Genomic DNA, 25154 nt, shown 5'->3' on the forward strand with positions numbered 1-25154 from the left:
GTGTGCCCTCCCTTCTTCGGTACTCGCTTCGCTCGGTCAAGCTAAAACTTTAGGGCGAGGGACTTAGGTATGGGCCGGATAGAGGTTCGCCCCTTCGACGGCAATCCGGCAGACCTGGCCGCCCTGATCAATCTCTCTTGGCAGAACCGTTACCTCGCACGCGACCTGATTCCTGTGTACGACGCGCAAACTCTGGGATGGCAAGTGCTGAATACAGGCGAAGACAGTCGAGATTTTCGCTTGGCCGCTTACGACGGCGGGCGTTTGGTGGGCTGTTTTCTGGCCGGTCGCCTGACGCTGCGTGTGGGTGCTGAGATCCGGCACGGCACACAGGGCAGCTATTTCAGCGTGCATCCCGACTATGCCGCACGCGGAGTTGCTAGCCGCCTGATGAATGCGCTCGAGCGGGCGCACCGTCGGCACCAGTTGGATTTTATGCTGGGCTATGTCAACGCTGCGCCTCACACGCCCGCCGCGCAGTTTTGGACGGCGTTCCAGCGGGCGTTTCCGGCCCGCTACCGCCCGTTGAAATCCGTACATTTTTGGGTGCGGTTTCTAAATGCCCGCGCAGCGGCCGGGGCACTGGGCCATCCCGCCGAACGCGCCGGACTGCGGATCTTGTCGGCTCTGCAAAGCGCACCCAGACGCCTGAACGCTGCACAGAACAGCGGAGAGGTGCGCTCCTTCACGCCCGCCGATCTGCCTGCCTGTCATCTGTTCCTAGACCGCGCCGCCGCCCACTCCGACTTGGCGCAACTCTGGGACGCCTCCGCACTCGCTCACCAACTCTATTCGCCGCCTGTGTCACACACGTTGGTCAGCGCGCTAAACGGACACATTCAGGGCTTCAGCACCAGCTTTGCTTGGCCGCTGCACAGCCGTTCCTCTCTTCCTGCCGAAGCCATAGACCTGCTGCTGCTCGACGATCTGACGCCCGCCGCCCGCTGCCACTTGCTGCAGGCTACCGCTGCGGCCAGTGCCGAGCGCGGCGCGTGGCTGACCCTCGCTGCTCGCACAGATGCCTGCCACGCCGCCACTTTTTTGGCGTGCGGCTTTGTTCCCGTGCCCCAAGTCTGCACCCTGATGCTGCTGTTTCCGGTTCCTGACCTCAAGCTTGATGACCTGCGAACTGTTGGCCCGCTGCGGCTGCGGTAGCTCCTGAGTACAACGTTTCAACAATTTTTATGCCTGCTGGAAGCGTAAATTCTCCGGCCAACATGCTCTCTTCACTCCGGCCGCCTCCACTCACAGTCTGCGTTCCTTCCGCGAGGTTCCCAATGACCCGACTCGACCTGACCACGCCCGCCGCCGCCCGCCAGTTTTTTGAGACCAAGTTGAGGCAGCGGCAGGTGAATAAGGTGCTGCACAGCTTTCCTTCGCCCAGGTTTTGGACGGGTGGTGCGGGCACACCGCTAGAAGCCCGCCCCCTTGGTTCTGACGCGCCGAGCTGTGAACTGTATGTGGCCCTCCCGTTTTGCCTTACTACAGCGCCCGCCCACTGCGGCTACTGCCTGTTTCCCACCGAGGCGTATAGCAATCAAGATCAACTTGACGTGTATCTGGATTACCTTGCCCGCGAAGGCGAACTGTACCGGGAACGCTGGCTAGAGTTGCAGCCCCGTTCCGTTTTTATCGGCGGTGGCACGCCCAATTTGCTCAAGGCGCATCAATACCCGCGCTTACTCGGCCTGATTCATGACCTGTTACCTGCCTTGCCCGCCGCTACCGCGGTCACCCTGGAAGGCATTCCGCAATTGTTCAGCCGCGAAAAATTGGAAGTGATGCAGGCGCACGGGGTGACGCGCATTAGCATGGGGGCGCAGCAACTTGACCACCAACTGAGCCTGCTGAGCGGGCGCAAGCAGCAGCCCAAGCATGTGTTTCAGGCGGTGGAATGGGCGGCAGCATTGGGCCTCGGCTGCAACGTCGATTTGATTTTTGGTTGGCCGCAGCAAACGATGGCACATCTGGAACGCGACCTGCGCGGCCTGATGGCGTCGGGCGTGGAGCACATCACCCATTACGAATTGAACGTGGGCGGCGCAACCGACTTTGCCCTGAACCGCCGCGAAGAATTGCCCGGCCCGGAACTGGTGCGCGATATGTACCATCTGGCCCGCGAACTCCTGACGGCGGGCGGCTACGAACAATTGACGCCGTATGACTTCCAGAAACCCAATAGGCAGGAACAGGGCGAGAGCTTTGTCTATGAGGAATGCCGCCGCACCTTCGATGCCCACGATGTGTGGGGCTGGGGCTACGCGGCAATTTCAGACTTCCCGGATCACCGCGGCCCGCGTGACAGCCCCGATCAACCTGGACAAAATGGCGGCTCCACCCTCATGAACGCCCGCACCCTCACCGCCTATTACGCCGCGCTGGACGCGGGCCGCTTGCCTACGGAGGTCGGCTACACCCGCACTCCGGCAGATTTGCGGCTGTCTCTGCTGTTCCGCAACCTGCAATCGCTGAGCGTTGACCGGGCCAGCTACCGCGCCAACTTTGGGCAAGACGTGCTGGAAGAATTTCCCGGCATCTGGCAGGCTGCCGCTGACCTCGGCTTCGTGACCCTGCACGATGACGCCCTTCGCCTGACCCCAGAAGGAGCCTACCGCGTGCCGCTGATTCAGACGGCGCTGATGCAGGCGCGGGTGGAAGAACTGACGGACGCCCATGTCGCGGGATTGAAGCAGGCGAGACAACAACAGGCCGCCTTCCAACCGCTTCAGCCTGCGTCCTCACCTTCGGCGGCTCCGTCATGATTGCCGCCCGCCTGGAAGCAGTGGCGGTGCATCTGCCCCAGCACATAGAAACCAATGCCGACTTGCACGCTCAATTTCCAGACTGGAATGTCCCCGAAGCGGCCAAGCATACAGGCGTGGTGCAGCGCCACATCAGCGCCCCCGGTGAAACAGCCCTCGATTTGGCTGAAGCCGCCTGCCGCAAGCTGTTTGCCGATCAGCCCGAACTGCCGAGCCGCCTCGACACCATTATTTTTTGCACCCAAACGCCTGATCACCGCCTGCCTTCCAACGCCTGCTTGCTGCACGGACGGCTGGAGTTGCCCCAGCATGTCGCTGCCTTCGATATCAATTTGGCCTGCTCCGGTTTTACCTACAGCCTCATTCTGGCCTCCAGTCTGCTGGCCTCTGGCGCGGCCCATAACGTGCTGATCGTCACTGCCGATACCTACACCAAGCTGATCAGTCCCCAAGATCGCTCGACTCGCCTCTTGTTTGGCGACGGCGCGGCGGCCACCTGGGTCACTGAGGGAGACGATACTTCTTACATAGTGGGTTCGGCGTGGGGCACCGATGGCAGCTTGAAAGACGCCTTTTGTGTGCCTGGCGGCGCGGCCCGCCTGCCCACCCCGCCCGAACCCCTGCCCGAAGTCACCGATGGCCCCAACATGCGCACCCGCGACCAAATTCACATGAACGGCAAAACCATGCTGGGCTTTACTTACCGGATGGTGCCGCCCCACCTTCAGGCGTTGCTGGCCGCACACGGAGCTACCACCGAAGACGTGCGCCTGTTCCTGTTTCATCAGGCGTCCCATATGGTGCTCGACGGCCTGCGCTCCCGCCTGAACTTGCCCCCAGAGCGAATGCCGCGCACACTGGCAACCACCGGAAACACCGTGTCGGCGTCTATCCCTATTTTGCTGTATAGCGTGTTGCACGGGCCGCACGATTTGAAACGCGGCGACCTTCTTTTGCTGAGCGGTTTTGGCGCAGGCTTATCATGGGCCAGCGTGCTGCTGCGGTACTGAATCAGTTCTAGGAGAGAAAAAATATGACCCTGACCCAAGATTGGACAGCCCTAAACCACAGCAAAGCCAAAGGCCAACTGCTGGCCGCCCTCAGGCCGCTGCCTGTCTCTGAGCGGCTGCACCTGCTGACCCAATACATCGAGCAGCAAGTGACGTGGATTCGGCAGCAAGGCGGCACCGAAACCGACCTCACTGCCAACCGCAGCTTCCTGGCCATCGGCTTCGATTCGCTGATGAGCGTGGAACTTCTCTACAGCCTGCAACGCGATCTAGGGCGCGACATCGATCCGGCGGCGCTAGAACAAGACACCATTGACGAGTTGGCGCAGACCATTTTGGCCGAGGTTTTTCTGGAGGGCTGATCCAGATTCTGAGTTGAAGCTGGGCATTGCCAGCAGAGTCTATAGAACCATTGATCCCTAACAGGGGTGGACAGCTCAGCGATCAGCCGCTGACCTCAATCGATTTCGAATCGTGCGCCAGAATATTCAGCGCGGTTGTGTTGCTTTAACCGAATCGGGGTCGGCTGACCCGCCATGACCGATGACAATGAACCAGCACGCCTTGGGGTTGTGTTGCCTTAATCGGCCCCAAGGCAGATGGAAGGCAGGGGTGGCCTGAAGTTGAGGCCACCCCTGCCGCGACCAAAGACCACGTCTGGAACGCTTGCTGCTGGTTGGTTCGTCTGGTCGTGGCGGAAACGCTGGTTCAGGTGTGATGGTGAAGGTTCAGAGGTGCGGGCGTGCAGGTGGAGGAATTCCTGCACCCGTTGCTTCCGCTCCAATCCCTGTTGTTGGCGTTCCTGACATCGAGTAGGTCGGTGAGATTGTTCAACTCAATGGTTGCCGCGCGCCGTGGAAATCACCTGTTGGTGGTCTACGTTAGTCAGGCTGGGCATCTCCCGAATTGCCGCGCCATCACTCCGCAGCCCATCAGTATGAATGACCTCCGGGACATCGTATTCACCCAGGAGCCGGGTCAGGAAGATCTTCGCGGCGTCAGTGTCTCGGTGCCGCTGAAGGAGGATACCCTGCACGAACCCGTGCTCGTTAACCGCTCTCCAGAGCCAGTGGCGAACACCATCGACGCTGGTACAGACCTCATCCAGGTACCACCGGGAACCCCGCCAGGGTTCCCGGTGGCGAAGTTCTTCTCCGAAGAGGGGTCCGAACTTGACACACCACTCGCGGAGGGTCTCGTGGCTGACCTGTTGGGCCGCGCTGGTGGAGCAATTCCTGCACGTCACGGTCACTGAGGGGGAAGCGATGGGAGAGCCAAACCGCGTGCTGAATGATCGTCACCCTGAAACGGTGGCGATAGGGTTTCGGATCAGTCACGGCGGGTCAGCCTACCCCGATCCGGTTAAAGCAACACAACCCCTGCGACAGCGGCGAACCCCGTCGGGATTCGCCGCCGGCTCGTCTTGGCCAGAACGGACGTGCCTGGCTGCTGGAGGATCGTGGACGAGCAAGGCTTGGTGCTTGACATTCCAGACGTCGACCATCAGCAGGTCATCTCGACGGCGCGCTGCAACAACACCGCCCTGCACTCCCACCGTTCTACAAGATGTCAACAAGGCAACAGCAGGGATTGGAGCGGAGCAAACGAGCGCAGAAGTTTCTCAACCTGCAGGCCTGAACCTTCACCCTCAGTGCCGAACCAGCGTTTCCGCCGCGACCAGACAAGCCAATCAAAACCAAGTGTGTCACTAATCGCGGCAGGGTTGGCCTGAACTTCAGGCCAACCCAGTCCTCCACGCAGGTTTACTTTTTGCAGCTGAGATTGACGCGCAGGCTGGGGTCAGGGATGCTGTACTTCACCTCTGAGTAGGACGGAAGTTTCCCATTAATCTGCAGGATGAGCTTGCTGGGCTTCAACGCCCGTGCCTGCCCTGCAGTCGTCCCACCTGGGTAGGAGAAGCGCAGCGTAAACGTATTCACCCCGCCCTGGAGCACATCCTGACTCCAGGGCTTCAGGAAGTCGGAGTCGTTCAGCGTCAGAGTGCTCCCATCCGCGAGGATCAGCGCCGGCTGGCTTCCCCCGCTGCTCGCCCCGAAGCCGGTGTTCATCAGCGAGGTGGTCTTCTGGGTGCCGTTCCTCACCTCGAGCTTGACCGCCCAGCCCGGCGTGTTCGGACTCCAGGTATCTGAGGAGCTGAGCGGGTCGAGCGACACGACCTTGACGCGCCAGATCCCGTTGAACAGCGTCTGGTTGATACACCCCTCCAGCGCCGTCATCTGGTTGGCTCCACCGGCCGCCGGGGTAGGAGCGCGGGCGCTTCCGATGGCCAGCGTCAGTGTGTTCCCTTTGACCGTTCCTGTCACGCCCAGGAGCTTGAGCGCTGAGAGCGGCACGTACGGCTCGCCGTTCATGACCACCGCTGGCTTGCCCGCAACCTGGCCATTCACGACCAGGCTGTAGTTGGCCGCAGCCAGCGCCAGACCAGCGAGGTTCAGGGTCAACCATCCTGCACCGATCAAACCGCGTCCTCTCATCATCTCTCCTTATGGATCAACTTTTCAGCGCAGGTTGCCCTGAGCTGCAGGGGGTGGTGCTCTGCGGCAATCCAAGAGCACTCCCGAATTCGATAGTTGTGGTGGGCGTGACCCCAGTCAACGTCACCTGCCAGATCCCCGGCCCGGCCACGACCCGCTCTCCCTGGTGCTAGGCAAGGACGGTGGGACTGTCCGCGCGCACGGCCACCACTTCCAGAAATTCCGCCTTGTAGCGGGTTGTGCCGTCGCCAGCCTGGTTGTGCTCCGTCCACAGTGCTTCTAGGTCTCGGCGCAGCGCCGCCTGTCCAACCTCATCCAGGGCCGCGAAGGCCCGGTTCGTCGGCCCATAGTTGGTACGGAAGAACTCTGCAACCTCGGCAGGGCCGAAGGGGTAGTTGAAGGGATAATGGCGCTTGGTGAGGGTCAGCTCAGAGCTTCCCGCCTCCAGACGCTCGCGGACGATCGCTTCGTTGCCCCAGAGCAGGGGTGACGGCATCAGGGGTGAGGGTGGGACATGCTGGCCCATGAGTTTGAACAACTGGCCCAGGAAGCCCTCTGGGGTCCAATTCGCCATGACGATCCGGCCGCCCGGCCTGCAGACGCGCAGCATCTCTGCCGCCACGCGGTCAGGCCGCGGAGCGAACATCGCGCCAATCAGGCTGACCACGAGGTCGAAGGAAGCGTCCGCATAGGGGAGCATCTCTGCGTCACCCTCTTCAAAGGTGACATCAAGCCCCTCCGCCTTGGCCCGGATGCGGGCCTGCTCGATCTGCTGAGGCGCAATATCGATCCCGGTGACATGGACACCAGCACGGGCAGCGGGGATTGCAATCTGGCCCGCTCCACAGCCGAGGTCGAGCATGCGAGTTCCAGGGGCAATGGAGAGGCGATCCAGGAAAGCGAGGGCGCCCGCTTCCAGGTAGGTCGCAAAGTGCCCGTAGTCTCCGGCGTTCCAGGTGGCCTTGAGACGTGTCTTCAGCGCTTCCATCTCGGGTGTCATACTGACGGTGTTTGTCATGGCTGTCTCCCCAACGCTTCGTGCAACGAAAGGCTTCAGAAGGGGGCCTGGCGTCTCAATGCCGGTTGTGCTGGCCAGCAACGTGGTTCCGCACTCTAGGGGCCTGTGACCCGCCCTGCCCTGCTTCTGTCGGTCGTCCTGCGGAGTCAGCCGAGGTGAAAACTTGAACCGATAGAGGCCCTTCCCCCTCCTGAACCTTGCCTGTCTCCCGCCACCTGGGATGACACCGTGCGCTAAGTGTATACCCTCTTACGAAAGGTAATGCCAGCTACGATGATCGTTCCCTCTTGGGAGCCACCCATATCTGGGTGCTAGAGGTTGAGTGAGCGGACAGCCTGCTGATAGAGAGCGTCCACAGCGTCGAGCGACAGGTGCTGATAGATTTCCAGATTCTTCTTGCTGGCATGGCCACCGAGATCGGCAGATAGCTCAGCCGGCGGCGCTTATGTGTTGCCATACACCGGGTGGCTTCAATGGAGTCGAAGGCGTCCGGAATGGCGGCTTGAAGTCTGGGCAGCGCTTCGGCGAGGCGCTTGCGCGCTCTTCTTCCGAACATGCTGGGGTTCTAGTGGGAGGCTGGCGAGCGGTTTACAACGTCTGCAGGCCACATTCTTCCCTGTCCTACCAAACGCCACACGAATTCGCTGCCGGCTGGCTGGTTCAATGGGCTTCACAACCTGTACCCTATACTTGAGCTGAGCCTCTCCTCGAAGTCGTCCGAATATTGGGGCCAGCCCACTTGAGCGTTGCCAGCCCCACCATCCCCAGCCTCCGTTCGGCCCCCTGTGCCCTGAGAGATACTGTGAGCCCGCCTGAGCCCGCGCTGGAGCCGGCGGGAGAGCCACTTCATGCCCAAAGACAAGATCCCCACGCATCAGCAAACTTACCCACCCGATCTCGCCACCATTGATGCTCTGAAACTCGAAGGCCTGCAACCTGCAGACGGTCAACCCGTGGCCGCCCTCTTTAAGCTCCCGACAGGCGGCTGCGAACATCTCAGTGGCCTCTACCACCGCTTAGACGCTGTGCCGCTGCGGGTTAAGGCGTCCCTCCCTCTAAGGACTCACCCGAGCAAAGGTCGAAATGCTGTCCACGTTGCCTCAGCATCTGCCAAGGTGAACAGCCACTCAGGACGTGACACTTTTCTGAGGGGCCTGAAAGAGCTCGCTTCAGAGGCGACCACAAAACGCGTCTGGCTCCCGCTGGGCTTCGGTGTGGGGCTCTCGCGCGACCCAGGCTGATGCCGTGATGGATGTAGACGATGCACTGACCAGTCATCGCCCTTCCCCGGCCGCGTAGACACAGCACAGGCCCCTGAAGCATAGTCAGGCTAATGCCGAACCCCACTTTGGCCCTCGGGTCGACGAGTCTTTCTCCCAGAGGCGCCATGCTTGGCCTCTTGCCCGTTCCTGCGGTCTGCCAGGTCTCACCATGACGCCCCTCTGGGGAACAGCGAAGAGAGACAGAAGCAGCATGCACAAGCTGGCCCGGGTGAGGGCTCAGCTCCGGACGGCCTTGAACAGCGTCGCGCAGGCTCAGGCGCGGACGGCCGACGCAGAATACCTCGCCCACCTGATGTTCGAACTCGATGCCCCAAGCGATGCACGCGTCATCAGCGGGCAGAGGGCTGAACGCCTCCGGCGCCTCACCCAGGCCGATCAGATCTGTATCAGTTTCGGCACCCTCCGTCAGGGCGTTCAGTTCCTCGTCCTGCAGGGCGACGGTCCGTCCCAGTTCGAGCTCTTTCGTCAACAGCGCTTTCAACGTGCCCAGGGCGGCGTCTTCTGGGAACGCATCGAATCCGGCGAGGCGCTGTTCGTCGACGACTATCCCCGCAGCCCGACGACCTCCCCCTTCATGCTGCAGGCTGGGGTGAGTGCTGTGGCGCATCTGCCCTTCGGTCAGCTGGACGGGGAAGTGGGGGTCCTGACCGCTTTCCGTTTTGGTGTGCCGAGACCCTGGACACCCAGAGAGCGAACGCTCCTCGAAGTGACTGCCAGAGCGTTGGGACAGGCGGTCAGCCGGGCGCAGACCATCCTGGAGCTAGCCCGGGCCGTGAAGTTCTCAACGGCCATCGCTCAGGTGGCCCGGCTCACGGAAACGCCCCTGGGCCTTCACGAAACGGCGCAGCAGGCGGCGGGAATCATGGCTGATCCCGCCCGATTTGACTTCGCGGTTTTGGCCCAGGTGGACGGTGAACGCGTGATTCACCACTTGCAATTCAGGAACGCCCGTGTGTCGGCGGAACTGGTGCGCTTGATTGAACTGGGCTTGCCCCGGACGCAAAGTCTGGCCTGGATGAGCCTGCAGCGGAACGAGGCGCTGTTCATCGACCGGTATCAGGACAGCCCAGTGCGCGTTGAAGCCCTGGCGAATGAGGATGTGCAGGCACTGGCCTTCGTCCCATTAACCATGGGGGACCCGGCCCACGGCCTGGCGCTGATCATCGGCCGGGTTGGAGACAGTCCTCCTTGGTCCGTCCAAGACCAGGACTTGTTCCTGACCGCCGCTCAGAGCCTCCGGCTCTCCTATGAACGCCAGCACTCCATGGATCATCTGCGGGAAGCCGCCCTCACAGATCCCCTCACCCAGCTGGGCAACCGCCGCGCTCTCGAGGACGCCCTGGAACTGGCCCTGGCGGAGGCCCGGGAAACCCGTTCAGGCCTGAGTCTGATCTCCATAGATCTTGACGGCCTCAAGGCGGTGAATGACTGCGATGGGCATGAACGGGGGGACGCCTTGCTGGTTGGGTTTGCGTCCTCGCTGCGGCTGGCTTTCCGGGGTGAGGACGCCTTGTTCCGGGTCGGGGGTGACGAGTTCGTGGTGCTGGTGAAACACCCGTCTCCAGCAGGTGCGGCGGTCGGCGGTTCGCTGTCCCGCGTCCGGGTCGCCGTCGATCAGCTGAGGCGCGGCGGATTTGACCAGGTGGACGTCAGTGCAGGAATCGCCACCTTTCCGGAAGACCGTGACGATGTCACTCAGCTGCTGCGCCTGAGCGATCAGCGGATGTACCTGCAGAAACAGGAACACCGTCAGCGCTGACAGCTGCCTTCGCTGTTCCCCGCAAAAGGCTTCCCTTTTGAATGCCTCATAAAACACCCTTGCCGTTAGCGTAAGACGGGGCCAAGCCATGTGAAGCCTTTTGAGGTGTGACCCAAGACGCTTGCTGGCCATCTGTTCAAGTTGTGTCAGAGCCGCCGCGTCAGCTGAATGCATGCGACTTCAAGGATGGGTGTTGGCGCTGGCCTTAGTTGGGGGCGCGTTGGCATGGGACAGGCCGAACCACTGCAGGTGGCGCAGGTCTACGCTGCCGGAACCATCATTGACGCCCCCACTTTGGGTTACCGCCTGAAAGTGCCTCCGGGCTATCAGGCACAACTGGCCCCCAGCGAGGAAGCCCCCGGCGTGGCCTCCAAGGCCAAAGCACCATTACCGTCAGCGTGCTGCCAGATGCTCCCACTAACGCGCTTCAAACGGCCTTTCCCGCCAAGCTGATCCAGTCGCAGCTTGAGGCCGTCCTGACTGCGCCACCGACAGGAGTCGATGTGAATGTGGCCCGCTACAGCCTGCCCGGAGGTGGCGTGCTGACCCGCGCCGCCCTCCTGCAGCGCGCCAGTGGGAGCAGCGCCCCGACACGGGTGACCGTGATGGTGCCTCACGACCCCGATCAGAATGACGCGGCCCTGGAAGTGATGGGCGGCATGCTTCAATCCATGGCCCTGATTCTAGTCGACCCCGTGCCTGCCCAACTCTGGGCTGAGCGTCTGAAGGTGGCGCAGCGGACCGCATTCGAGTCCATCAGGAGAGTATCGAGCAGTCCAACCATGTTTATGAGCCTGTGTGAAGGTGGCGGTACGGTTTCAGGTCAGTCACAGACGGTCAGCCTCTTCCACCTCGGTTGAGACACCACAACCCCGTCAAGACGTATTTGGGGCTGTGGTTGACGGTGGCACTGCCTGTCCTCGCGCGCGACCTGAAATTTATTGATCTCCGGGCCTGATCGCCGCTCATTAACACGATATTGAGAGTAAGCCAGCGGTATCGGGAGTGCGGAAGAGCCGCAAAACTGAGGTATCCCCAGGAGAGGTGGTCACACACGTGCGCACCTCTCCACCTCACGGTTGGGCACCGCAGGCTCAGGTTGTTCCTGTTGTGGGATCAGCTGCAGCGGCCAGCACCTGGTTCCGTCCCTGCTTCTTCGCGCGGTACAAGGCCTGATCTGCCGCCTGAATCAGATCTGCAGGTTTAGAACGTTGCTCGGACAAAGCCGCCACACCCACGGAGATCGTGATCGTGCCCAGAGGCTGGTGTTGAAACAAGACGGTCAGCCCTTCCACGGCTTGCCGGAGGTGCTCCGCACGCCTCATGGCCTGCGCTTCATCGGCATCAAGTAAGGCAATCAAGAACTCCTCCCCGCCGTACCGGCATACGATGTCTTCCTCTCTAAAAACGCGTTGCATGAGGCCAGCAAGTTCCTTCAGCACTCCATCGCCGGCGTCGTGACCAAACGAGTCATTGAATTTCTTGAAATGATCAATGTCGAGCACCAGAACACTGATCGAGAGCCCCCCACGGATGGCCCGGCGGACTTCCCGTTCCAAGGTCTCTTCCAGGTAGCGCCGGTTGTGCAGCCCAGTCAAAGGGTCACGAATGGATTGCAAACGCAGCGACTCGCGCAACCTTAAATTGGCCAGCGCGAGCGCCACATGCCGCGCCATACTTTGGACAGCTTCGTTCATCCCCTGCAGCGCTTGTGGATCTTTATCCTCGGTCTGAAGGCGAAAGACGCCGACCGTTTCGCCCTGAGCGACCAATGGAACGCACAGGTATGCCGCTGGCACCTCCCGACCAAGCGGGAGACACGGGATACTCACGCGGCTTCCATCGCGCTCATGGGAATGAGGATGACCCCGCCGCAAAGCCCAGCATTCTGACGGTGCGAATACCTGTTCCGCAGTTGAAGTCGGGGCTTCGCTCCACTGCACGAAGGACTCGATCAGGTTGCGGGACGAATTGATTGTGGCGATCGATCCCCGGGTTCCCGGGAATATGGTGGCTGCTGCACGCAAAAGAACGGTTCGTGCCTCATCGAGCGTCAGGCAGGCTTGAAGCAGGTCTGCGACATCGCTCGTGGTTTGGATCTTCAGATTTTGCTGCTCTAGGATCCGGGACTGTGCTCCCAGTTCTGTGTTTCGCACTTCCAGCGTGGAGACCGCGTCCCGGACGCGCTCATTGAGCTGGGTGTTGGCTTCAATCAGGGACGTGTTCGCCTGAAGGAGGTCTTTGTCCAGAGCTTGATTCTCAAGCCTGCCGATTCTGTCGCGACTGTGAATGAAGTACCCGAGACCAAATAGCGCTAAAAGCGCCACGACGGTATCAACGATGCCGGTGTCCCGCGCCAGCATCAAGGGAGCCAGGGCGGCGTACGCTCCGAATTTCAAGAACAAAATGAGATTCGATGATGTTTCCTCGCGCGTCGTGCGGGTGCCGGCCGGCACGGGGACAAATGACCTCGCCTTAAGAGCAGCGAAGGTGAAGAGGGTCAGGCCGGTCGCCCACGTCAGGTCCAGAGGAGATCCGGCAGTGTAGGTTCCTCGGGCCACCTCAACGGTATAGATGATGTTGCCCAGAGCGAAGACCAGCACGCCGCCCAGGATCAGCCACAACATGGATCGCCGCTCCCGCTGCCATTCGTATTGCAGGATAAATACGACGCCTCCGAGCATGACCAGATCACCCAGGGGGTACAGGACGGCCGCAGCGGCCGCCAGGACACTGTCTGCTGTCTTGACAGTATGGCGGAGCAGAACCGACCACTCAATCAGGCCCAGGGAAAACAACATAATCACGGTGTTGGTGATGACTTTGACCCGTGCGAGTCCTTCTAGGCGCGTGCCGGTGAGCTGTACCAGGGCAGCGAACATGAACCATGGGAACAGCAGGAACAGCGCGTCCGCCATGGTTGGAAAAGGAATCCGCTGGTACACCACAGTGTGGTACCCCCAGAAGATCATGCCAGCGGTATACATGCCGGTGGCGACCGCGAGGGTCAACCAACCGCGGCTGGTTCGGGCATCTTGCTCTTGCTGGGATCGCCAGAACACCACCAGCGTAGCGATCAAGCTCGGAAGAATAAGTGGCGTGCCGCCGATCTGAGCGGTGACGCGGATTCCCCCCCAGTGCTCAAGCGTCCAGAGGGCATACACGACCACGTAAGCAATCAGCAACAGGGGCCAGCGTGCCAGCGTGCTTGAAAACATGTGCTCACCATTCTAGGGTACGTTGTCATACCCTTTCAGTAAATATGACCCAGTTTGTTGATGACAGTGTAAATGTGGGTTGCTCTCTTGGGTGAAGTGTGGCTGCTCACGGTCTAGTGCATCACCACAGGCATGTCTGGGGCTATGACTTGTGAATGATGAGAATAAGTGGTGTATTTTGGAGCGCGGGAGATCAGTATTCGACGGCGCAACCACGTGCCACCGGAGCCAGCCGACCTCACTCTGCCCCGTTACCGACCAACCCGGTGCGCGAGAACCTCAGCCTGCAAACTCGAACGGAATTCAAGATTCAGTTTGATGGCATCACCTCCCAAGCTGTGCGGGCAGGACTGGGAGATTGAGCCTATGGATCTCTCGAAGCAACTGCTGCGCCCCGTGCTGAACCAAGCAGGCCGCCAAACACCTGTGCGGAAACGGGCCGAACTGGACGCCACGCCAGACGCGGAACACCTCTATCCGGCAGGACGACTGGATGGCCTCTTGCCACTGGTCTACCCGCTCAACGGGCTAGCGCGTCAAGCAAAACGGCTACTGTAAAGCGCCTGCTGTAACCACTGCTGACCCAGGAAGGCCTTCACCGCCTGACACGGCAGCTGGCAGGTGTGGAGGAAGCGACAATGACACACCACTCCGATTCGGGCCTGCTGGGAGCATTGCTAGAGGCGTGGAACCGCAACAACACCATCCTGATGAACTTGCTGCACGTCTTGCCTGAGGGCGGACTGGAGGCCAAAGCTACGCCGGGCAGCCCTTCCATTGCCGAACTGCTGACCCACATCCGCTTCATCCGCATCTGCACGGTCTATGAGAACGACCCGGAGTTCGCCCGAAGACACGCTGAGCTGGCCCTGCAAGATGAAGACGAGTGGCTCGATGAGCGCGATCCGGTTCGACTGGCTCAAATGCTTCAGGACAGCGCCGGGGTGGTGCGGGACGCCGTGAAGGGCTGGGTGGAAGCAGGACGGGGCAGGGTCGGCGACTACGCCCACCCGGTTCTGCTGCTGCAACACCTGCTGTGGCACGAGGGCTATCACGTCGGCCAGATGAAGCTGGCCCTCAAAATCACGGGCCGCCCCCTGAGTGATCAAGAAGCGGGCCCGGCCACCTGGAACGTCTGGCGGCACTGAGCGGTGGGCGGCGCGTTTCTGGACAACGCGCCAGCAGGCCAGCCCCGGTACCGTGATGTGCTCAGCATGCACGCCCCGCTCCCCCTCTAGACTGACCCCAATGTCCAGCAGATCGGTGAGAAAGCCCGTGGGCACCAAGGTGACGGGCTGGGTCGACTCCAGATCGCCCACATGCAGGTCAAGCTTTAGCGCCGCACTGGGAATGAGGCGGGCCGGTAAAGGCGCGAACCGGCATGGGGCGGCCGTGGTGCATACCCGCAGGGTTTGCCGCTTGTCTCTGCGGTGGCCTTTCCAAACGGTGGAGGCGGTCAACCCCCGAGATATTCGGGGAAATACCCCGCCCTCCATGGCTCTCCGGGTCAGGCAGAGCTGAACTCTCTGAACCGTGTCCTGATCGCCGTGCACCGTCTGCGCTGGCCCCGGCCCGCGTCCACTTGTTTCCCGGCTTACACTGCCCTATGCAGCGGTTGATCGTGCACGTGGATATGGACGCCTTCTACGCCTCCGTCGAATTGCGCGAACAGCCTGAACTGGTCGAACGCCCGGTCGCCGTCATCGTCCCCGGTCGCCGGGGCATCGTCATGACCGCCAACTATCTGGCCCGCAGCTTCGGCGTCCACAGCGCCCTGCCTGTCTATCAGGCCCGCCTGCGCTGCCCCGGAATCGTGCTCCTTCCACAACGCATGGACTTGTACCGCGCCGTCTCCGCACAGATCCACGGCGTCTTCGCCCGCTACACCGACGTCATCGAACCGCTCGCTTTGGACGAGGCGTACCTGGAGGTCACGCAGGCGGGGCGGACGCTTGAAGACGCGGCCCACCTGGCCCAGGCCATTCAGGCGGACATTCTGACCGAAACGCGCCTGACCTGTTCGGCCGGGGTGTCGGTGAACAAGTTTCTCGCGAAGTTCGGCAGTGGGCAGCACAAGCCTGGTGGGCTGACCGTCATCCGGCCCGAGGATGTCGACGCGCCGCTCGCCGCCCTCCCCATTGAGGCGTTTTTCGGGGTAGGGCCCGTGATCGCGGGAAAGCTGCAGGCGCAGGGGATCTCCACGGGAGCAGAGTTGCGTTCGAGGACGCTGGCAGAACTTCAGGCCGTGCTCGGTTCCGGAAAGCTCGCGCCGCGCCTGTATGAGTTGGCGCGCGGTGTGGATGAGCGGCCGGTGGAGGCGAACCGGGCGCCGCAGTCAATTGGGGTGGAACGGACGTTTGACCATGACCTGAGCACGCGGGAGGCGTTGCTGGCCGAACTGCCCAGGATCACGGCCGAGGTCGAAGCGCGACTGATGAAGCGGGGGTACGTGGGGCGGACGGCTGTGCTGAAGGTGAGTTTTGGAGACGGAACGACGGTCACGCGGCACCGGACATCAGAACAGCCCCTGACGGGCGCGGTCGAGCTGGCTGAGGCGGTCACCCAGGTGCTGACCCCAGAGTTGGTGGAGGGGCGAGCAGTGCGGCTGTTGGGCGTGAATGTCGTCAACCTGAGACCCCGGGCCTGAGATTCACCCCGTCCTCCCATTGCGCTGGATGCGGGCCAGCTCCAGCAAGCCCGGCAGGGGCGACACCATAACAATGTGTTGCCATGCATCTCAGCGGCTGACACAGTGCCGTTTTCCTCATCCAGCACAGGAGACGGCACCTCAGCAGTCGATTCGTGCGTCAAGGGCGCTTCATTTCCAATGCTCAGGGCATCGAACTCTCAGGCATGCTGTTGGTGCAGTACCATCCATAAGGACGATTTGTCCGCTGAAATGGCCGCCGATTTGGGCATCAAACGCGTCACCAATACTGTGATTGGCGTTTCTCCTCGGTAATGACCCCTCTCTATTCAGACGAACTCGACCCCGCGCGCTGCGACCACTTCGTGCAACTGGCCCTCGGTGACCACCGCTAACGTGACCTTTGAACCAAGATACTCATGCCCTGCCGGGAACCCCACAGGGGTGACGGTCGTTATCCGGCATGAGAGGCGGTAGTCGACCACCTTCAGATCAGGTTTAGCTCAACTGCCTGGCTTTCTGACGTTTCCGCAGGGCTTCTATCTCGGCATGCGCCTGGGCCGCCTCTTTCGTTGAGGAAGCGAGATTGCGCTGAAGCAATGGAAGGTACTGCGTGAATTCTGTCTAGCAGTAAGCATTCCAGCAGTCGAGGCCTACGCAGGAAGCGATCCTTTGATGGCCTGTTCGACATAACCCTCGAGGGCTGACGGCCTGACACAATTTATGAGGGAGAGCGAAATCTGAGCACCCAGCCGCCTTCTAAAGCGTCCACAGAACTGACATGCGATTTCTTGCGACGTCCGGGAGGCGCCGGATCGGCGCCTCCTTGGAGCGTCAGGCGGTTGAGTACTGCCTGCCCCCGGCTCAGCGCGAAGTGGACGCCGCGTAAACCAAGTTTCAAATAGCTCAGGGCGCGGTTCCAATGGGGATCAATGGTTCTGCGCACACCCTGCTGCACGAGCTGGAGTCCTTCGGAGACGAGCAGGAGCGTGGCCACAGAGATCACCAGGATCAGGCGTTCGAGGCTGGCGGCATCACGCAGTTTGGAGTCCTCCAGACCGAAGAGGCCACTCTTATCATCCAAGAATCCTTCCTCTATTTGGAAGCGCTCGCCGTACTCAGCAAACGTTGCACGACTGGTGGGTTCATCGCTCACCACCTGCCACTGCTCTGGGCCGTCCGTGGGACGGCCCAGAGCCACATGCACCAGCCCAAATCGGTGTCCGGTGATCGTGACGTTGTGGAAGCAGCGCGTTTCGCGCGCTGCGAGTTTGATTTCCCCGATGGTGCAGACCCGTTGCCCGTCTGGAGCGGCCAGAATCAGGCTCGATTTGATGCGGATGCGGAAGTGCCATCCGCAGACGCGGAGCCAGCCCATCAAGGCCGTGTCGCAAAACCCCGATCCGCCAGGAGTCGAACATCGTGCAGCCCAAGAAAATCCAGCAGGCCTTTGACCTCGGCGAGACAGGCAGGAGTTGTTCGGTGCCGACCTGAGCACTGGCATGCTCTAGGACGCGGGAGACGAGCGGTACCGCGCGTCCCCGGTAGAGGACGGCCACCCGGATCAGACAGAAGCGTCCGAACAGGATGCTGGTGTCCAGCGCCAGCGTCAGGGAATGCGGGCCCCAATCCCGCAAGGCTCGGGTAATCAGGGGGCCATACACACTGCCAGGGGCGATGGCTGGATTCTCCAGCCACCGTCGGCAGCGACGTTCGGTGCTCTGGGCGACCGTGGCCTGGGAGTGGATGTGCGGCAGCCAGGAGGGAATGGAAACGCTCTGGGACAGCACCAAGCCGCTGACCATCCAGGCCAGCGTACGGGCGTTGCGGACGTCGTTCCACAGGGCGGGGTGGAGGTGGGGCAGGATCGCTTGGTACAGTCGGGGGGCGTCCCCGGTGGCATTTTCGGTCTTCACAAACAGAAAGTGTCCCCTACCGGGGACGCTTTCTCATAAATTGTGTCAGGCCATCAGCCCTCGAGGGTTAAATAAAGACTGAGCCGGCTGTCACTCTCATGATCCCACTTGAAGACGCTCAGCGCGTCCACTTCTCCTTGCAGTATCCGGAAGCCTACCAGGTTACCATTCCCCAAGTCTCCGAAGAAGAAGAGTTGCTCGAAGGACATAGACAGAGATCTGAAATCAGCAGAGGCTCGCATGAGGTGGTTCTGCTTTTCGATCTCTTCTGTGCCCCACACGATGCCTTCCCCGTATCTGCCCGAAATAGGACCGACTTCCACGAGCAGGTCTTTGAGTTGATCTGGGAGGACGACTTGAAAAACCTGCTCCAGGCGAAGAATATCTGTCATCGCCTCTGGAACAAATGCCAACACATTGACACCGACATCTTGAAGGAGGGCTGACCACACCCCTCCAGATTAAGAGGGAAAAGCCAGCCCCACTGAGGGAGTCCTCAATGGGCTTCACTCATGAACCATAGCCTGGCACTCTGTTCGCTCAGCGAACAGAGTGCCAGGCCAAAAACGGAAATTGAATGCAGCCAAACAGTCTTAGTGAAGGTTAGGGACTGAGCGAAATGACGCTGGATACCTGGGCGAGTGCAGCCCACCAGACGTAGTCTTCGAAGGTGTCTCCCATTTTAAAGATGCTTGAACGTCCGTTGAAGGACCTTTAAAAAGAAAAAACAGCTCTTGAGCGACGGCTCAAGAGCTGTTTGCTTGAAGACAATCTCCCAGAAGTTCAGCATCGGGGAAACAGAATTATCTGCTGCATTCCCGATCCGGCACAGAATGGCCGAGCTTGGCTGTCTGGGTCTCCGCTTCGGGCGTGTCGAGTGCAGCGGCCAGATTCAGCTCCCCCTCCTCGGCCTGCCGGACGAGTTCTGCGTCACGCGCCGCCTGTTCAGCCTTGACTGCGGCTTCGCGCGCTTCGTCCTCGCGCTCGAGCTGCTCTTCAACCTGGCCGCTGATCAGCGCCATGGCCACCGCATCCGGGATGTCTGGCGCGTCCTGGAGGTAAAACTCCTGATAGAGCGCCTTCAGGATAATGAGGAATGGCACGGTCAGAAACGCGCCGACCAGGCCGAACACGCTGCCGAACAACAGCACACCCACCGTCACTGACAGTGGGTGAAGCTTCCCGGCGCCGCCCAACAAGAATGGCGCGAGAACAAAACCCTCAAGCTGCTGGAAGACCAGCGAGAACAGCGCGACGTAGACAGCTTGTTGCGGGTCGTCCACCAGGCTGACCAGGATCGGGGGCAGGGACGTGACGATCGGGCCGAGGTTTGGCACCAGTTCGCCCAGGGCGGCCAGGAGGCCAAAGACCAGCCAGTTCTGTACGCCCAGCAGCATGAGCCCAGCCGCCATAAAGGTGCCGGTGACCAGCATGATCAAGACGGTGGCGCGTCCCCACGCGCCCAGTTGTTTCAGAATCTGTGCCAAGGCGCGCGCCGCCTTCAGCCGGTACCTGGGCGGTACTGCCCCCAAGGCCCCATTGATCAGAGGAACGGGGTTGCTCAGCACGAAGACCACCATCACTAGCGTCACCAAACCCAGGAACAGCCCCCCCACCGCAGCCCCCACTACGTTTGGGAGGGTGCGGGCGGCTTGGGTGCTGAAGACGGTCGCCTGTTGGATAAGCCCGTGGATCGTGTTCTCAGATAAGGCGCGACTGACCGCTGGATACTGATCGACGACCGTACGGATGCGTTGTTCCAGCTCGGGAAGAGTGCGGGGCAGACTGCCCGAGAGCTGCCCAAGTTGAGTCACCATGGGGGGCACCGCCAGAAACCCGAGGAAGATCAGGATGGCCAGAACCAACAGCACGGTGGTGAGGCCAGCGACTGCGCGCGGCATCCAGCGTTCCAGAAACCGGGCCACCGGATTCAGGGCGGTCGCCAGGATCAGCGCCAGAATAATTGCCAGCAGGGCCGGGCCGACTTGTCCAAAAAAACGGATGGCCAGCAACACCGCAATGACACCCAGTGCGACGGGGAGCAGGTTGATCACCTGGATGCTGCTTCGTGGGGCACTCGGCGGTCTGGAGGAGGGGGGCGTGAGGGGAGAGTTCATGGGTTGCTCCCATCATGGGGACTTGCGTCTGACAAAGACTTAACGGCTGTGTTGCCTTAACTGGGGGCCAGGGATGGGAAAGGCGAGGGATGGCCTGCCAACGCGGGAATGGGCGACCTTGCGTTAGACACGCGGCTGCTGAAAGCGGCTTAACTCAGCCTGTGCAAAAGCCTGTTGCGTCAATCAATACCAAAGCAACAGGCTTTTGCAACAAGAAGAGGCTGTCTTCATCACTGTTCTCCTCTCGCAGCAAAAGGCTTCCCTTTTGCCTGCCTGCCCTGCTCTCCATAACCCTCACTAGCCTGGGATTTATCGTCAGGGTGAAAGAATGATTCATGTCCTCTCCGTACGCCCCAAACGCAGAGTTACGCGCCGCCTGCAGCCGCAGCCTTAGCCTTCACCGGCCACTTGGACCCCGTGCGTGGTTCGAACGCCTGGCAGCCTCGCCGTACGCGGCCTTGGACATTGATCAGTACGGGCAGGGCGAAGCGGTGCAATTGCTGGAGCAACGCGTTGCTTCGCTGTTAGGAAAGCCCGCCGCCGTGTTTGTTCCCAAAGGAACCGTGGCTCAGATGGTCGCTTTACGCGTCCACACTGACCGGCGCGCGGCACGCACGGTCGCTCTGCACCCCTTCAGTCACATTGACTTTGATGAGGACGGGGCCGCCGAACGCCTGCACCACTTGACCTTGCTGAGAGTGGGGAACCCCAATAGGCCCTTCACACGCGCTGATCTGGCCTCTTTGCATGAACGGCTCGGCGCGCTGGTGATTGAGTTGCCCCTGCGCCAAGCCGCGTTCCAACTGCCCGAGTGGGCAGAGCTGGTTGATCTTCACGCATGGGCCGCTGAGCATGGCGTGCCCGTGCATCTGGACGGCGCGCGCCTGTGGAGCAGTGCACCTGGCTACGGGCGCAGCCTGGCGGACATCGCTGCCCTCGCCCATTCGGTGTACGTGTCGCTGTACAAGGACATTGGAGGTTTGGGAGGCTGCGTGCTCGCCGGAGAGCAGGACTTCATCGACGAGGCGCGCCCCTGGCTGGCGCGGCATGGCAGTCTGATGTACCGGTCGTTTCCGCTGGTCGTGTCCGGCCTTGACGGCCTGGACCGGCATCTGCCACGTGTCGCCTCGTATGTGTTGAGGGCGCGCGCGCTCGCTGCTCAGCTTGCAGAGGTGCCAGGCTTACGCATCCGCCCCAGCGTCCCCCACACCAGCGGGTTTCAGGTCCTGATGGAGGGAGATCCGGATCGGTTATGGGACGCGGCGCGCGATCTGGCCGTGGATCGAGACGTGTGGCTGGTCAATGACGTCCGTCCCACGGCCGTTCCCGGCATCAGCATGGTGGAGGTGCAGGTGGGGGACGCGGCAGAGGATTTCACCGACGAGGAGGTCGCCGGGCTGTTCAAGGAGATGCTCTGCCAGGGACGTTCAGGCGCTATCGGTTCCTGGACCAGCGATCAGCTGGCATGACCGCATCTCTTGGTCTCAGGATGCCGGCCGTACGCTTGATAGACAGCAGCCGAGTCACGCTGAAGCACGCAGGCCTGACCTCAGGCAGCTTGAACAGCAACTGATCTTGGGCCTGCTGCCAGAAGTCTTTTTAGAGAACGGCACGACGCCAACGGCTGCCGAAACCATCATAGGATCAAACAGTACTTGAACCTTCGCTCATAACGGCAAAAGCCTTTCCTTTCGCACGTTTACCCTCTTCTAAATCTGAAAATGAGTGATGTTCAGGTCGAGGGCCCAGATTTTGATGCCTTTCAACTGGGCACGTGAGGTTGAGCCATCTCGGCATGAGCCACATTGACGACCACCTGGAGGACAAACTCCGCGTCCAGTTTCAAAGGCTCGAGGCCGATCATGGACAGCATGCCCATCAGGTTGTGGTCTGGTAGTAGTCGCAGCAGATCTGGCGCAGCAATTTTTGGGGTGGCCCCCGTCGACCGAGCGAGCAACTTGGGAGCGGATCGAGCAGCGAAGCATGTAGTGGCGGGCGTTCATGGCTTTAATTCATGAGGGAGCTTGCTTGTACAGAGGCCCAGGTGGTGTGTCGTTCGTGTCTAGATGGCATGTGCAGCACGGCAAAACCGTCCCCAGAGGGGTGCAGGCGGGAGCAATCAGGCCCAGGCAGTGAAATAGGCCTGAAATGAGGCTTCGAAGGCGTCGCTGGAGGCAGAGTAGCCGTCCTCCAGGAGCTCAAGGTCGCCGTGCACCTCTTTGGGCAGAGGGCGACCGCTGTAGTCGTAAGCCTGTCCACCGGCCAGTCTGACGAGATCAAGCATGCTGACCGCTTGGCGTGGGCCCGATTAAGGCGACAGAACCGTTAATCCAGCTGCAGTCCCCGTCGTAGTGCTTCCATGCTCCGCGCCAGAAAGTCACGAGAGACAGACGCCGCCGGGGCGAACAGCTCGCTGGCATGGTAGCCGCCCTTCACTTCATAGAACTCGCAGGGCACACCCGCCTCGGTCAGCCGATGAGCGTACTCGCGGTCCTCGGCATAGAACAGGTCAAGCGTACCCACGCCGATCCAGGCGGGTGCCAGTCCCGCAAGATTCTCCATGCGAGCCGCTGCCGAGTAGAGTGGCGTACCCTCCAACTTCGGTGGGCTTCCCAGGTACGCCGTCCAGCCCAATACGTTCGAGGCGGACGTCCAGACAAACTCCCCGCGCCCGGCATGGTCCGTGTTCAGGGCGGTGCGGTCGTCCAGCATGGGGTACAGCAGAAGCTGAAAGGCGGGCTGCACGTCCCCCCGGTCGCGCGCCCTCGGCCAAGAGCCCAGCATTCTTTTCGGCGGCCAGATACGGGAACAGTGGCGTGTACATCGGTGCTTTCTTCATGGGTTCTGTCCTTCCTGTGCCTTGAGCCATGCCTGGCGGTCGTCTCTGACTTCTTCTTCCCGGCTGATCTGGCTGCTGCGCATGGAGGCGGCCACCACCAGAGCGGCCCAGCCCATGCCCGCCAGGAGCAGCACGCTCATGCCACACGTCCCTGCTGTGTAGCCAGCCCTATATTGCTGAACAGAAGCGCAGTTGTAAGGTAGGTTCCATGCTGCACATCGACCGCACCACGTTTCCCAAAGGGCAGACTGTCGCCGTGCCGCACTACCGAATTGACTCGTGTGACGGCAAAACCTGATCCTGATCCCAGAGGCCCGTCAGGTTGAGGTCAATTTCGCCCTCTTCGAGGCCTACTCCATTGCCCATGCCACCGCCGTGCAGAGCGAGGGATGGGAGATTCAGGGCCTGATCGCGCTGGAGGCCAAGCCCTTCGCCAACGCCCTTTACCAAGCGACCACCCAGGGCCATGCCCGCAAGTTCGGTACGGTGGTGGGGGACGCCTGGTATTCCGTCGCGCCCATCGAGAAGCATTTCTCTTCCCGGGTTGGAGACCATGTGGTGGTGGGCCTGTACCGCTGACCCTGGCCCCTCAAGACGTGGAATCCTGTGTGCAAGCGATAGGGAGAAGGGCGGGGTTTGCCTTAGAACGAGGACGCTAGGGTACGCCGCATGTACCGCATCCGCCGCACCGACTTCCCCACAAATCAAACCGCCGAGGTGCCCCGCTACCGGATTGACGTCCTCAAAGACCAACACGTCGAGCTGACCCCAGAAGGATCTTTCCTCCAGGTGAATTTGGCGGCGTTCGATTCCCGTTCGCTGATCGCTGCCATGGGCATGCGGCGTGAGGGGCGGGAAATTCGGGGCTTGATTGCTGTGAACGCGGTGTCCTTTGCGAACGCCCTCCGACAAGCTTCGGCAGCAGGTACCCCGCAGGAGCTCCGTGCTGTTGTGGAAGACGACTGGTATGTCTTGGCGCCTTTCAACTTGTACTCCACGCCCCGCGCAGGAGAAGACGTGGTCATCGGCCTGTACCGCTAGAGCCGTCACTTCACCGCCTCGTTTCCCGCTCTGGGCTGTCTCAGCCACCTTGTGGGTTCCTCAGAATGCAGAGCGTTACCGTAGGCCGCATGTACCGCACCCGCCGCACCTCTTTCCCCCAGGGCATGAAAGTTGAAGTGCCTTGCTATCAGATCAATGCCTTCACCGGCCAGGACTTGGATCTGAAGTCCGAAGATCAGTTCACAACGGTAGATTTTGCTGAGTTTGATGCCCCCTCTATCACGAACGTCATGCGTGCTCGGCCCGGGGGTACAGAGATCTGGGGCTTGATCGCTGTAGATTCGCGTCAATTTGCGGAGGCGTTCGAGCAGGCAGTTGCGAATGGTATGGCTCACAAGTTCGGCACGGTGTTGCGCGATGTCTGGTATCAGTTGGTACCAGTGGAATTGATGTTCTCCCCACGTGCGGGGGAGTACTTGGTCATCGGCCTGTACCACCAAGCCGTTCATGCCCCACGCCCCGGCGTACTGAGGAAATAGCGCCCCGCGTCCTGCCGCAGCAGGCCCTCTGCAGTGTCCAGCCCGTCCTTATACAAGGCCGACTTGTAGATACGCGGGTTCATGTTGCGGCGCTTGGCGTGACGGGCAATGATGTTGTCAGGTTCAGAGACCGTCACATTGCGGGTTTGAGGGAGGATGCGGGTCGGGCTCATGCGGGCCGCCAGCAGAACGCATCGCTGCCCGCGTCATACGTCACGCTGAACAGGGAGGAGGCTTCAGCGAGGTGTATCAGGGCCACCCGCAGGCTGACCGTCTGCTGGGCCGGAGTCGAACCGTCGGCCACCTGATCCTGCAAGGCCACCTGCGCCTCTGCCGCCGTCAGCGTGCCAGATTCCGCAGCAGGCTAAACAAGGGCAAACCCTCTTGCATCAACCGCTTCTCCATGCCGTCCAGCGGTACGCCGCCGCGCAGCCCCACCGAGCGGTGCAGGCCTTCGGGCAAGAGGGGCGCGTCCAGGCGTTGCCAGAGGTGCAGACAGAATTCATGCTGATTGACCCACTGGCTGGCCGGAGGCATGAGCTGCACGAC

The 25154-nt window shown here is 61.2% G+C and carries 27 protein-coding genes and 1 pseudogene; 15 read left to right on the forward strand and 13 right to left on the reverse strand.

The features are described from left to right. Positions 1-69 precede the first annotated feature (69 nt). The 4 genes from M1R55_RS24575 to M1R55_RS24590 all read left to right on the forward strand — a co-directional run bounded on the left by M1R55_RS24575 (position 70) and on the right by M1R55_RS24590 (position 4134). Positions 70-1155, forward strand: a complete 1086-nt coding sequence (locus M1R55_RS24575) for a GNAT family N-acetyltransferase (protein ID WP_249395507.1) — start codon at positions 70-72, stop codon at positions 1153-1155. A gap of 122 nt (positions 1156-1277) precedes the next feature. Continuing rightward, complete coding sequence (locus M1R55_RS24580; RefSeq protein ID WP_249395508.1) at positions 1278-2762, forward strand: coproporphyrinogen-III oxidase family protein; 1485 nt, start codon at positions 1278-1280, stop codon at positions 2760-2762. Beyond that, positions 2759-3772, forward strand: a complete 1014-nt coding sequence (locus tag M1R55_RS24585; protein ID WP_249395509.1) for a 3-oxoacyl-ACP synthase III family protein — start codon at positions 2759-2761, stop codon at positions 3770-3772. Before M1R55_RS24580 ends, M1R55_RS24585 begins: the two co-directional genes overlap by 4 nt. 23 nt (positions 3773-3795) lie before the next feature. Next, entirely contained in the window at positions 3796-4134 is a 339-nt protein-coding gene (locus M1R55_RS24590; protein WP_249395510.1) for an acyl carrier protein, read from the forward strand. 349 nt (positions 4135-4483) lie between these two features. On the opposite strand, the pseudogene M1R55_RS24595 reads toward M1R55_RS24590, so the two are convergent. From M1R55_RS24595 to M1R55_RS24605, 3 genes and pseudogenes are all read right to left on the reverse strand, one after another. Further along, positions 4484-5109: pseudogene (locus tag M1R55_RS24595) on the reverse strand (IS6 family transposase); the annotation flags it as partial. 426 nt (positions 5110-5535) lie between these two features. Beyond that, positions 5536-6234 carry a hypothetical protein gene (locus tag M1R55_RS24600; RefSeq protein WP_249395511.1) on the reverse strand — a complete coding sequence of 233 codons (699 nt, stop codon included), beginning with the start codon at positions 6232-6234 and terminating at the stop codon, positions 5536-5538. Between the two features lie 202 nt (positions 6235-6436). Beyond that, positions 6437-7285: a class I SAM-dependent methyltransferase gene (locus tag M1R55_RS24605; RefSeq protein WP_249395512.1), complete on the reverse strand. Its 849-nt coding sequence runs from the start codon at positions 7283-7285 to the stop codon at positions 6437-6439. A gap of 445 nt (positions 7286-7730) precedes the next feature. Between M1R55_RS24605 and M1R55_RS32440 the strand changes: the two genes are divergently transcribed. The 4 genes from M1R55_RS32440 (at position 7731) to M1R55_RS24625 (ending at position 11187) form a co-directional block, all read left to right on the forward strand. Beyond that, a complete protein-coding gene (locus M1R55_RS32440; protein WP_371827293.1) occupies positions 7731-7979 on the forward strand; it encodes an integrase core domain-containing protein in 249 nt (82 codons plus the stop codon). A 779-nt stretch (positions 7980-8758) separates the two neighbouring features. Then, positions 8759-10327 carry a sensor domain-containing diguanylate cyclase gene (locus tag M1R55_RS24615; RefSeq protein ID WP_249395513.1) on the forward strand — a complete coding sequence of 523 codons (1569 nt, stop codon included), beginning with the start codon at positions 8759-8761 and terminating at the stop codon, positions 10325-10327. Between the two features lie 225 nt (positions 10328-10552). Next, positions 10553-10780: a hypothetical protein gene (locus M1R55_RS24620; protein WP_249395514.1), complete on the forward strand. Its 228-nt coding sequence runs from the start codon at positions 10553-10555 to the stop codon at positions 10778-10780. After that, a complete protein-coding gene (locus tag M1R55_RS24625; RefSeq protein ID WP_249395515.1) occupies positions 10726-11187 on the forward strand; it encodes a hypothetical protein in 462 nt (153 codons plus the stop codon). The genes M1R55_RS24620 and M1R55_RS24625 overlap by 55 nt, the downstream gene beginning before the upstream one ends. Positions 11188-11421: 234 nt before the next feature. Here M1R55_RS24625 and M1R55_RS24630 read toward each other — a convergent pair whose 3' ends face one another. Beyond that, a complete protein-coding gene (locus M1R55_RS24630; RefSeq protein WP_249395516.1) occupies positions 11422-13545 on the reverse strand; it encodes a diguanylate cyclase in 2124 nt (707 codons plus the stop codon). Between the two features lie 318 nt (positions 13546-13863). Here M1R55_RS24630 and M1R55_RS24635 point away from each other — a divergent pair, with 318 nt between their 5' ends. From M1R55_RS24635 to dinB, 3 genes are all read left to right on the forward strand, one after another. After that, entirely contained in the window at positions 13864-14103 is a 240-nt protein-coding gene (locus tag M1R55_RS24635) for a hypothetical protein (protein WP_249395517.1), read from the forward strand. An 80-nt stretch (positions 14104-14183) separates the two neighbouring features. Further along, on the forward strand, positions 14184-14693 hold the full coding sequence (locus M1R55_RS24640) for a DinB family protein (RefSeq protein WP_249395518.1): 510 nt from the start codon (positions 14184-14186) through the stop codon (positions 14691-14693). Between the two features lie 467 nt (positions 14694-15160). Beyond that, positions 15161-16192, forward strand: a complete 1032-nt coding sequence (gene dinB / locus M1R55_RS24645) for a DNA polymerase IV (protein ID WP_256566051.1) — start codon at positions 15161-15163, stop codon at positions 16190-16192. Between the two features lie 721 nt (positions 16193-16913). Here dinB and M1R55_RS24650 read toward each other — a convergent pair. The 3 genes from M1R55_RS24650 to M1R55_RS24660 form a co-directional block, all read right to left on the reverse strand. Then, positions 16914-17570: a hypothetical protein gene (locus tag M1R55_RS24650; protein ID WP_249395519.1), complete on the reverse strand. Its 657-nt coding sequence runs from the start codon at positions 17568-17570 to the stop codon at positions 16914-16916. Between the two features lie 591 nt (positions 17571-18161). Further along, positions 18162-18560 carry an SMI1/KNR4 family protein gene (locus M1R55_RS24655; protein WP_249395520.1) on the reverse strand — a complete coding sequence of 133 codons (399 nt, stop codon included), beginning with the start codon at positions 18558-18560 and terminating at the stop codon, positions 18162-18164. Between the two features lie 351 nt (positions 18561-18911). After that, the gene (locus tag M1R55_RS24660) at positions 18912-20162 is read right to left on the reverse strand and encodes an AI-2E family transporter (protein ID WP_249395521.1); all 1251 of its coding nucleotides are present in this window, start codon (positions 20160-20162) and stop codon (positions 18912-18914) included. Between the two features lie 521 nt (positions 20163-20683). Here M1R55_RS24660 and M1R55_RS24665 point away from each other — a divergent pair. Continuing rightward, a complete protein-coding gene (locus M1R55_RS24665; protein ID WP_249395522.1) occupies positions 20684-21694 on the forward strand; it encodes a low specificity L-threonine aldolase in 1011 nt (336 codons plus the stop codon). A 650-nt stretch (positions 21695-22344) separates the two neighbouring features. Here M1R55_RS24665 and M1R55_RS24670 read toward each other — a convergent pair. Genes M1R55_RS24670 through M1R55_RS24680 form a run of 3 tightly spaced genes read right to left on the reverse strand, consistent with a single transcriptional unit; the run spans position 22345 to position 23204 of the window. Further along, positions 22345-22509, reverse strand: a complete 165-nt coding sequence (locus M1R55_RS24670) for a hypothetical protein (RefSeq protein WP_249395523.1) — start codon at positions 22507-22509, stop codon at positions 22345-22347. A 41-nt stretch (positions 22510-22550) separates the two neighbouring features. After that, positions 22551-23009, reverse strand: a complete 459-nt coding sequence (locus M1R55_RS24675; protein WP_249395524.1) for an alpha/beta hydrolase fold domain-containing protein — start codon at positions 23007-23009, stop codon at positions 22551-22553. Between the two features lie 51 nt (positions 23010-23060). Then, positions 23061-23204, reverse strand: coding sequence for a hypothetical protein (locus M1R55_RS24680; protein WP_249395525.1), 144 nt, complete (start codon positions 23202-23204; stop codon positions 23061-23063). 235 nt (positions 23205-23439) lie between these two features. On the opposite strand from M1R55_RS24680, the gene M1R55_RS24685 reads away from it, so the two are divergent. The 3 genes from M1R55_RS24685 to M1R55_RS24695 all read left to right on the forward strand — a co-directional run bounded on the left by M1R55_RS24685 (position 23440) and on the right by M1R55_RS24695 (position 24605). Beyond that, positions 23440-23643 (forward strand): hypothetical protein, encoded by a 204-nt coding sequence (locus tag M1R55_RS24685; protein WP_249395526.1) that lies wholly within the window; start codon positions 23440-23442, stop codon positions 23641-23643. A 90-nt stretch (positions 23644-23733) separates the two neighbouring features. Next, a complete protein-coding gene (locus M1R55_RS24690; protein ID WP_249395527.1) occupies positions 23734-24105 on the forward strand; it encodes a hypothetical protein in 372 nt (123 codons plus the stop codon). Between the two features lie 89 nt (positions 24106-24194). Then, entirely contained in the window at positions 24195-24605 is a 411-nt protein-coding gene (locus M1R55_RS24695; protein ID WP_249395528.1) for a hypothetical protein, read from the forward strand. On the opposite strand, the gene M1R55_RS24700 is transcribed toward M1R55_RS24695, so the two are convergent. From M1R55_RS24700 to M1R55_RS24710, 3 genes are read right to left on the reverse strand one after another with little or no spacing between them, the layout of a single operon-like run. After that, positions 24572-24778, reverse strand: coding sequence for a hypothetical protein (locus M1R55_RS24700; protein ID WP_249395529.1), 207 nt, complete (start codon positions 24776-24778; stop codon positions 24572-24574). The two genes, M1R55_RS24695 and M1R55_RS24700, sit on opposite strands and share 34 nt — an antisense overlap. Next, on the reverse strand, positions 24775-24927 hold the full coding sequence (locus M1R55_RS24705) for a hypothetical protein (RefSeq protein ID WP_249395530.1): 153 nt from the start codon (positions 24925-24927) through the stop codon (positions 24775-24777). The genes M1R55_RS24700 and M1R55_RS24705 overlap by 4 nt, the downstream gene beginning before the upstream one ends. Positions 24928-24944: 17 nt before the next feature. Beyond that, positions 24945-25142, reverse strand: a complete 198-nt coding sequence (locus M1R55_RS24710; protein ID WP_249395531.1) for a hypothetical protein — start codon at positions 25140-25142, stop codon at positions 24945-24947. Positions 25143-25154: the final 12 nt, after the last annotated feature.

Origin of the sequence: Deinococcus sp. QL22 (assembly GCF_023370075.1) — a bacterium.
Lineage (GTDB): Bacteria > Deinococcota > Deinococci > Deinococcales > Deinococcaceae > Deinococcus.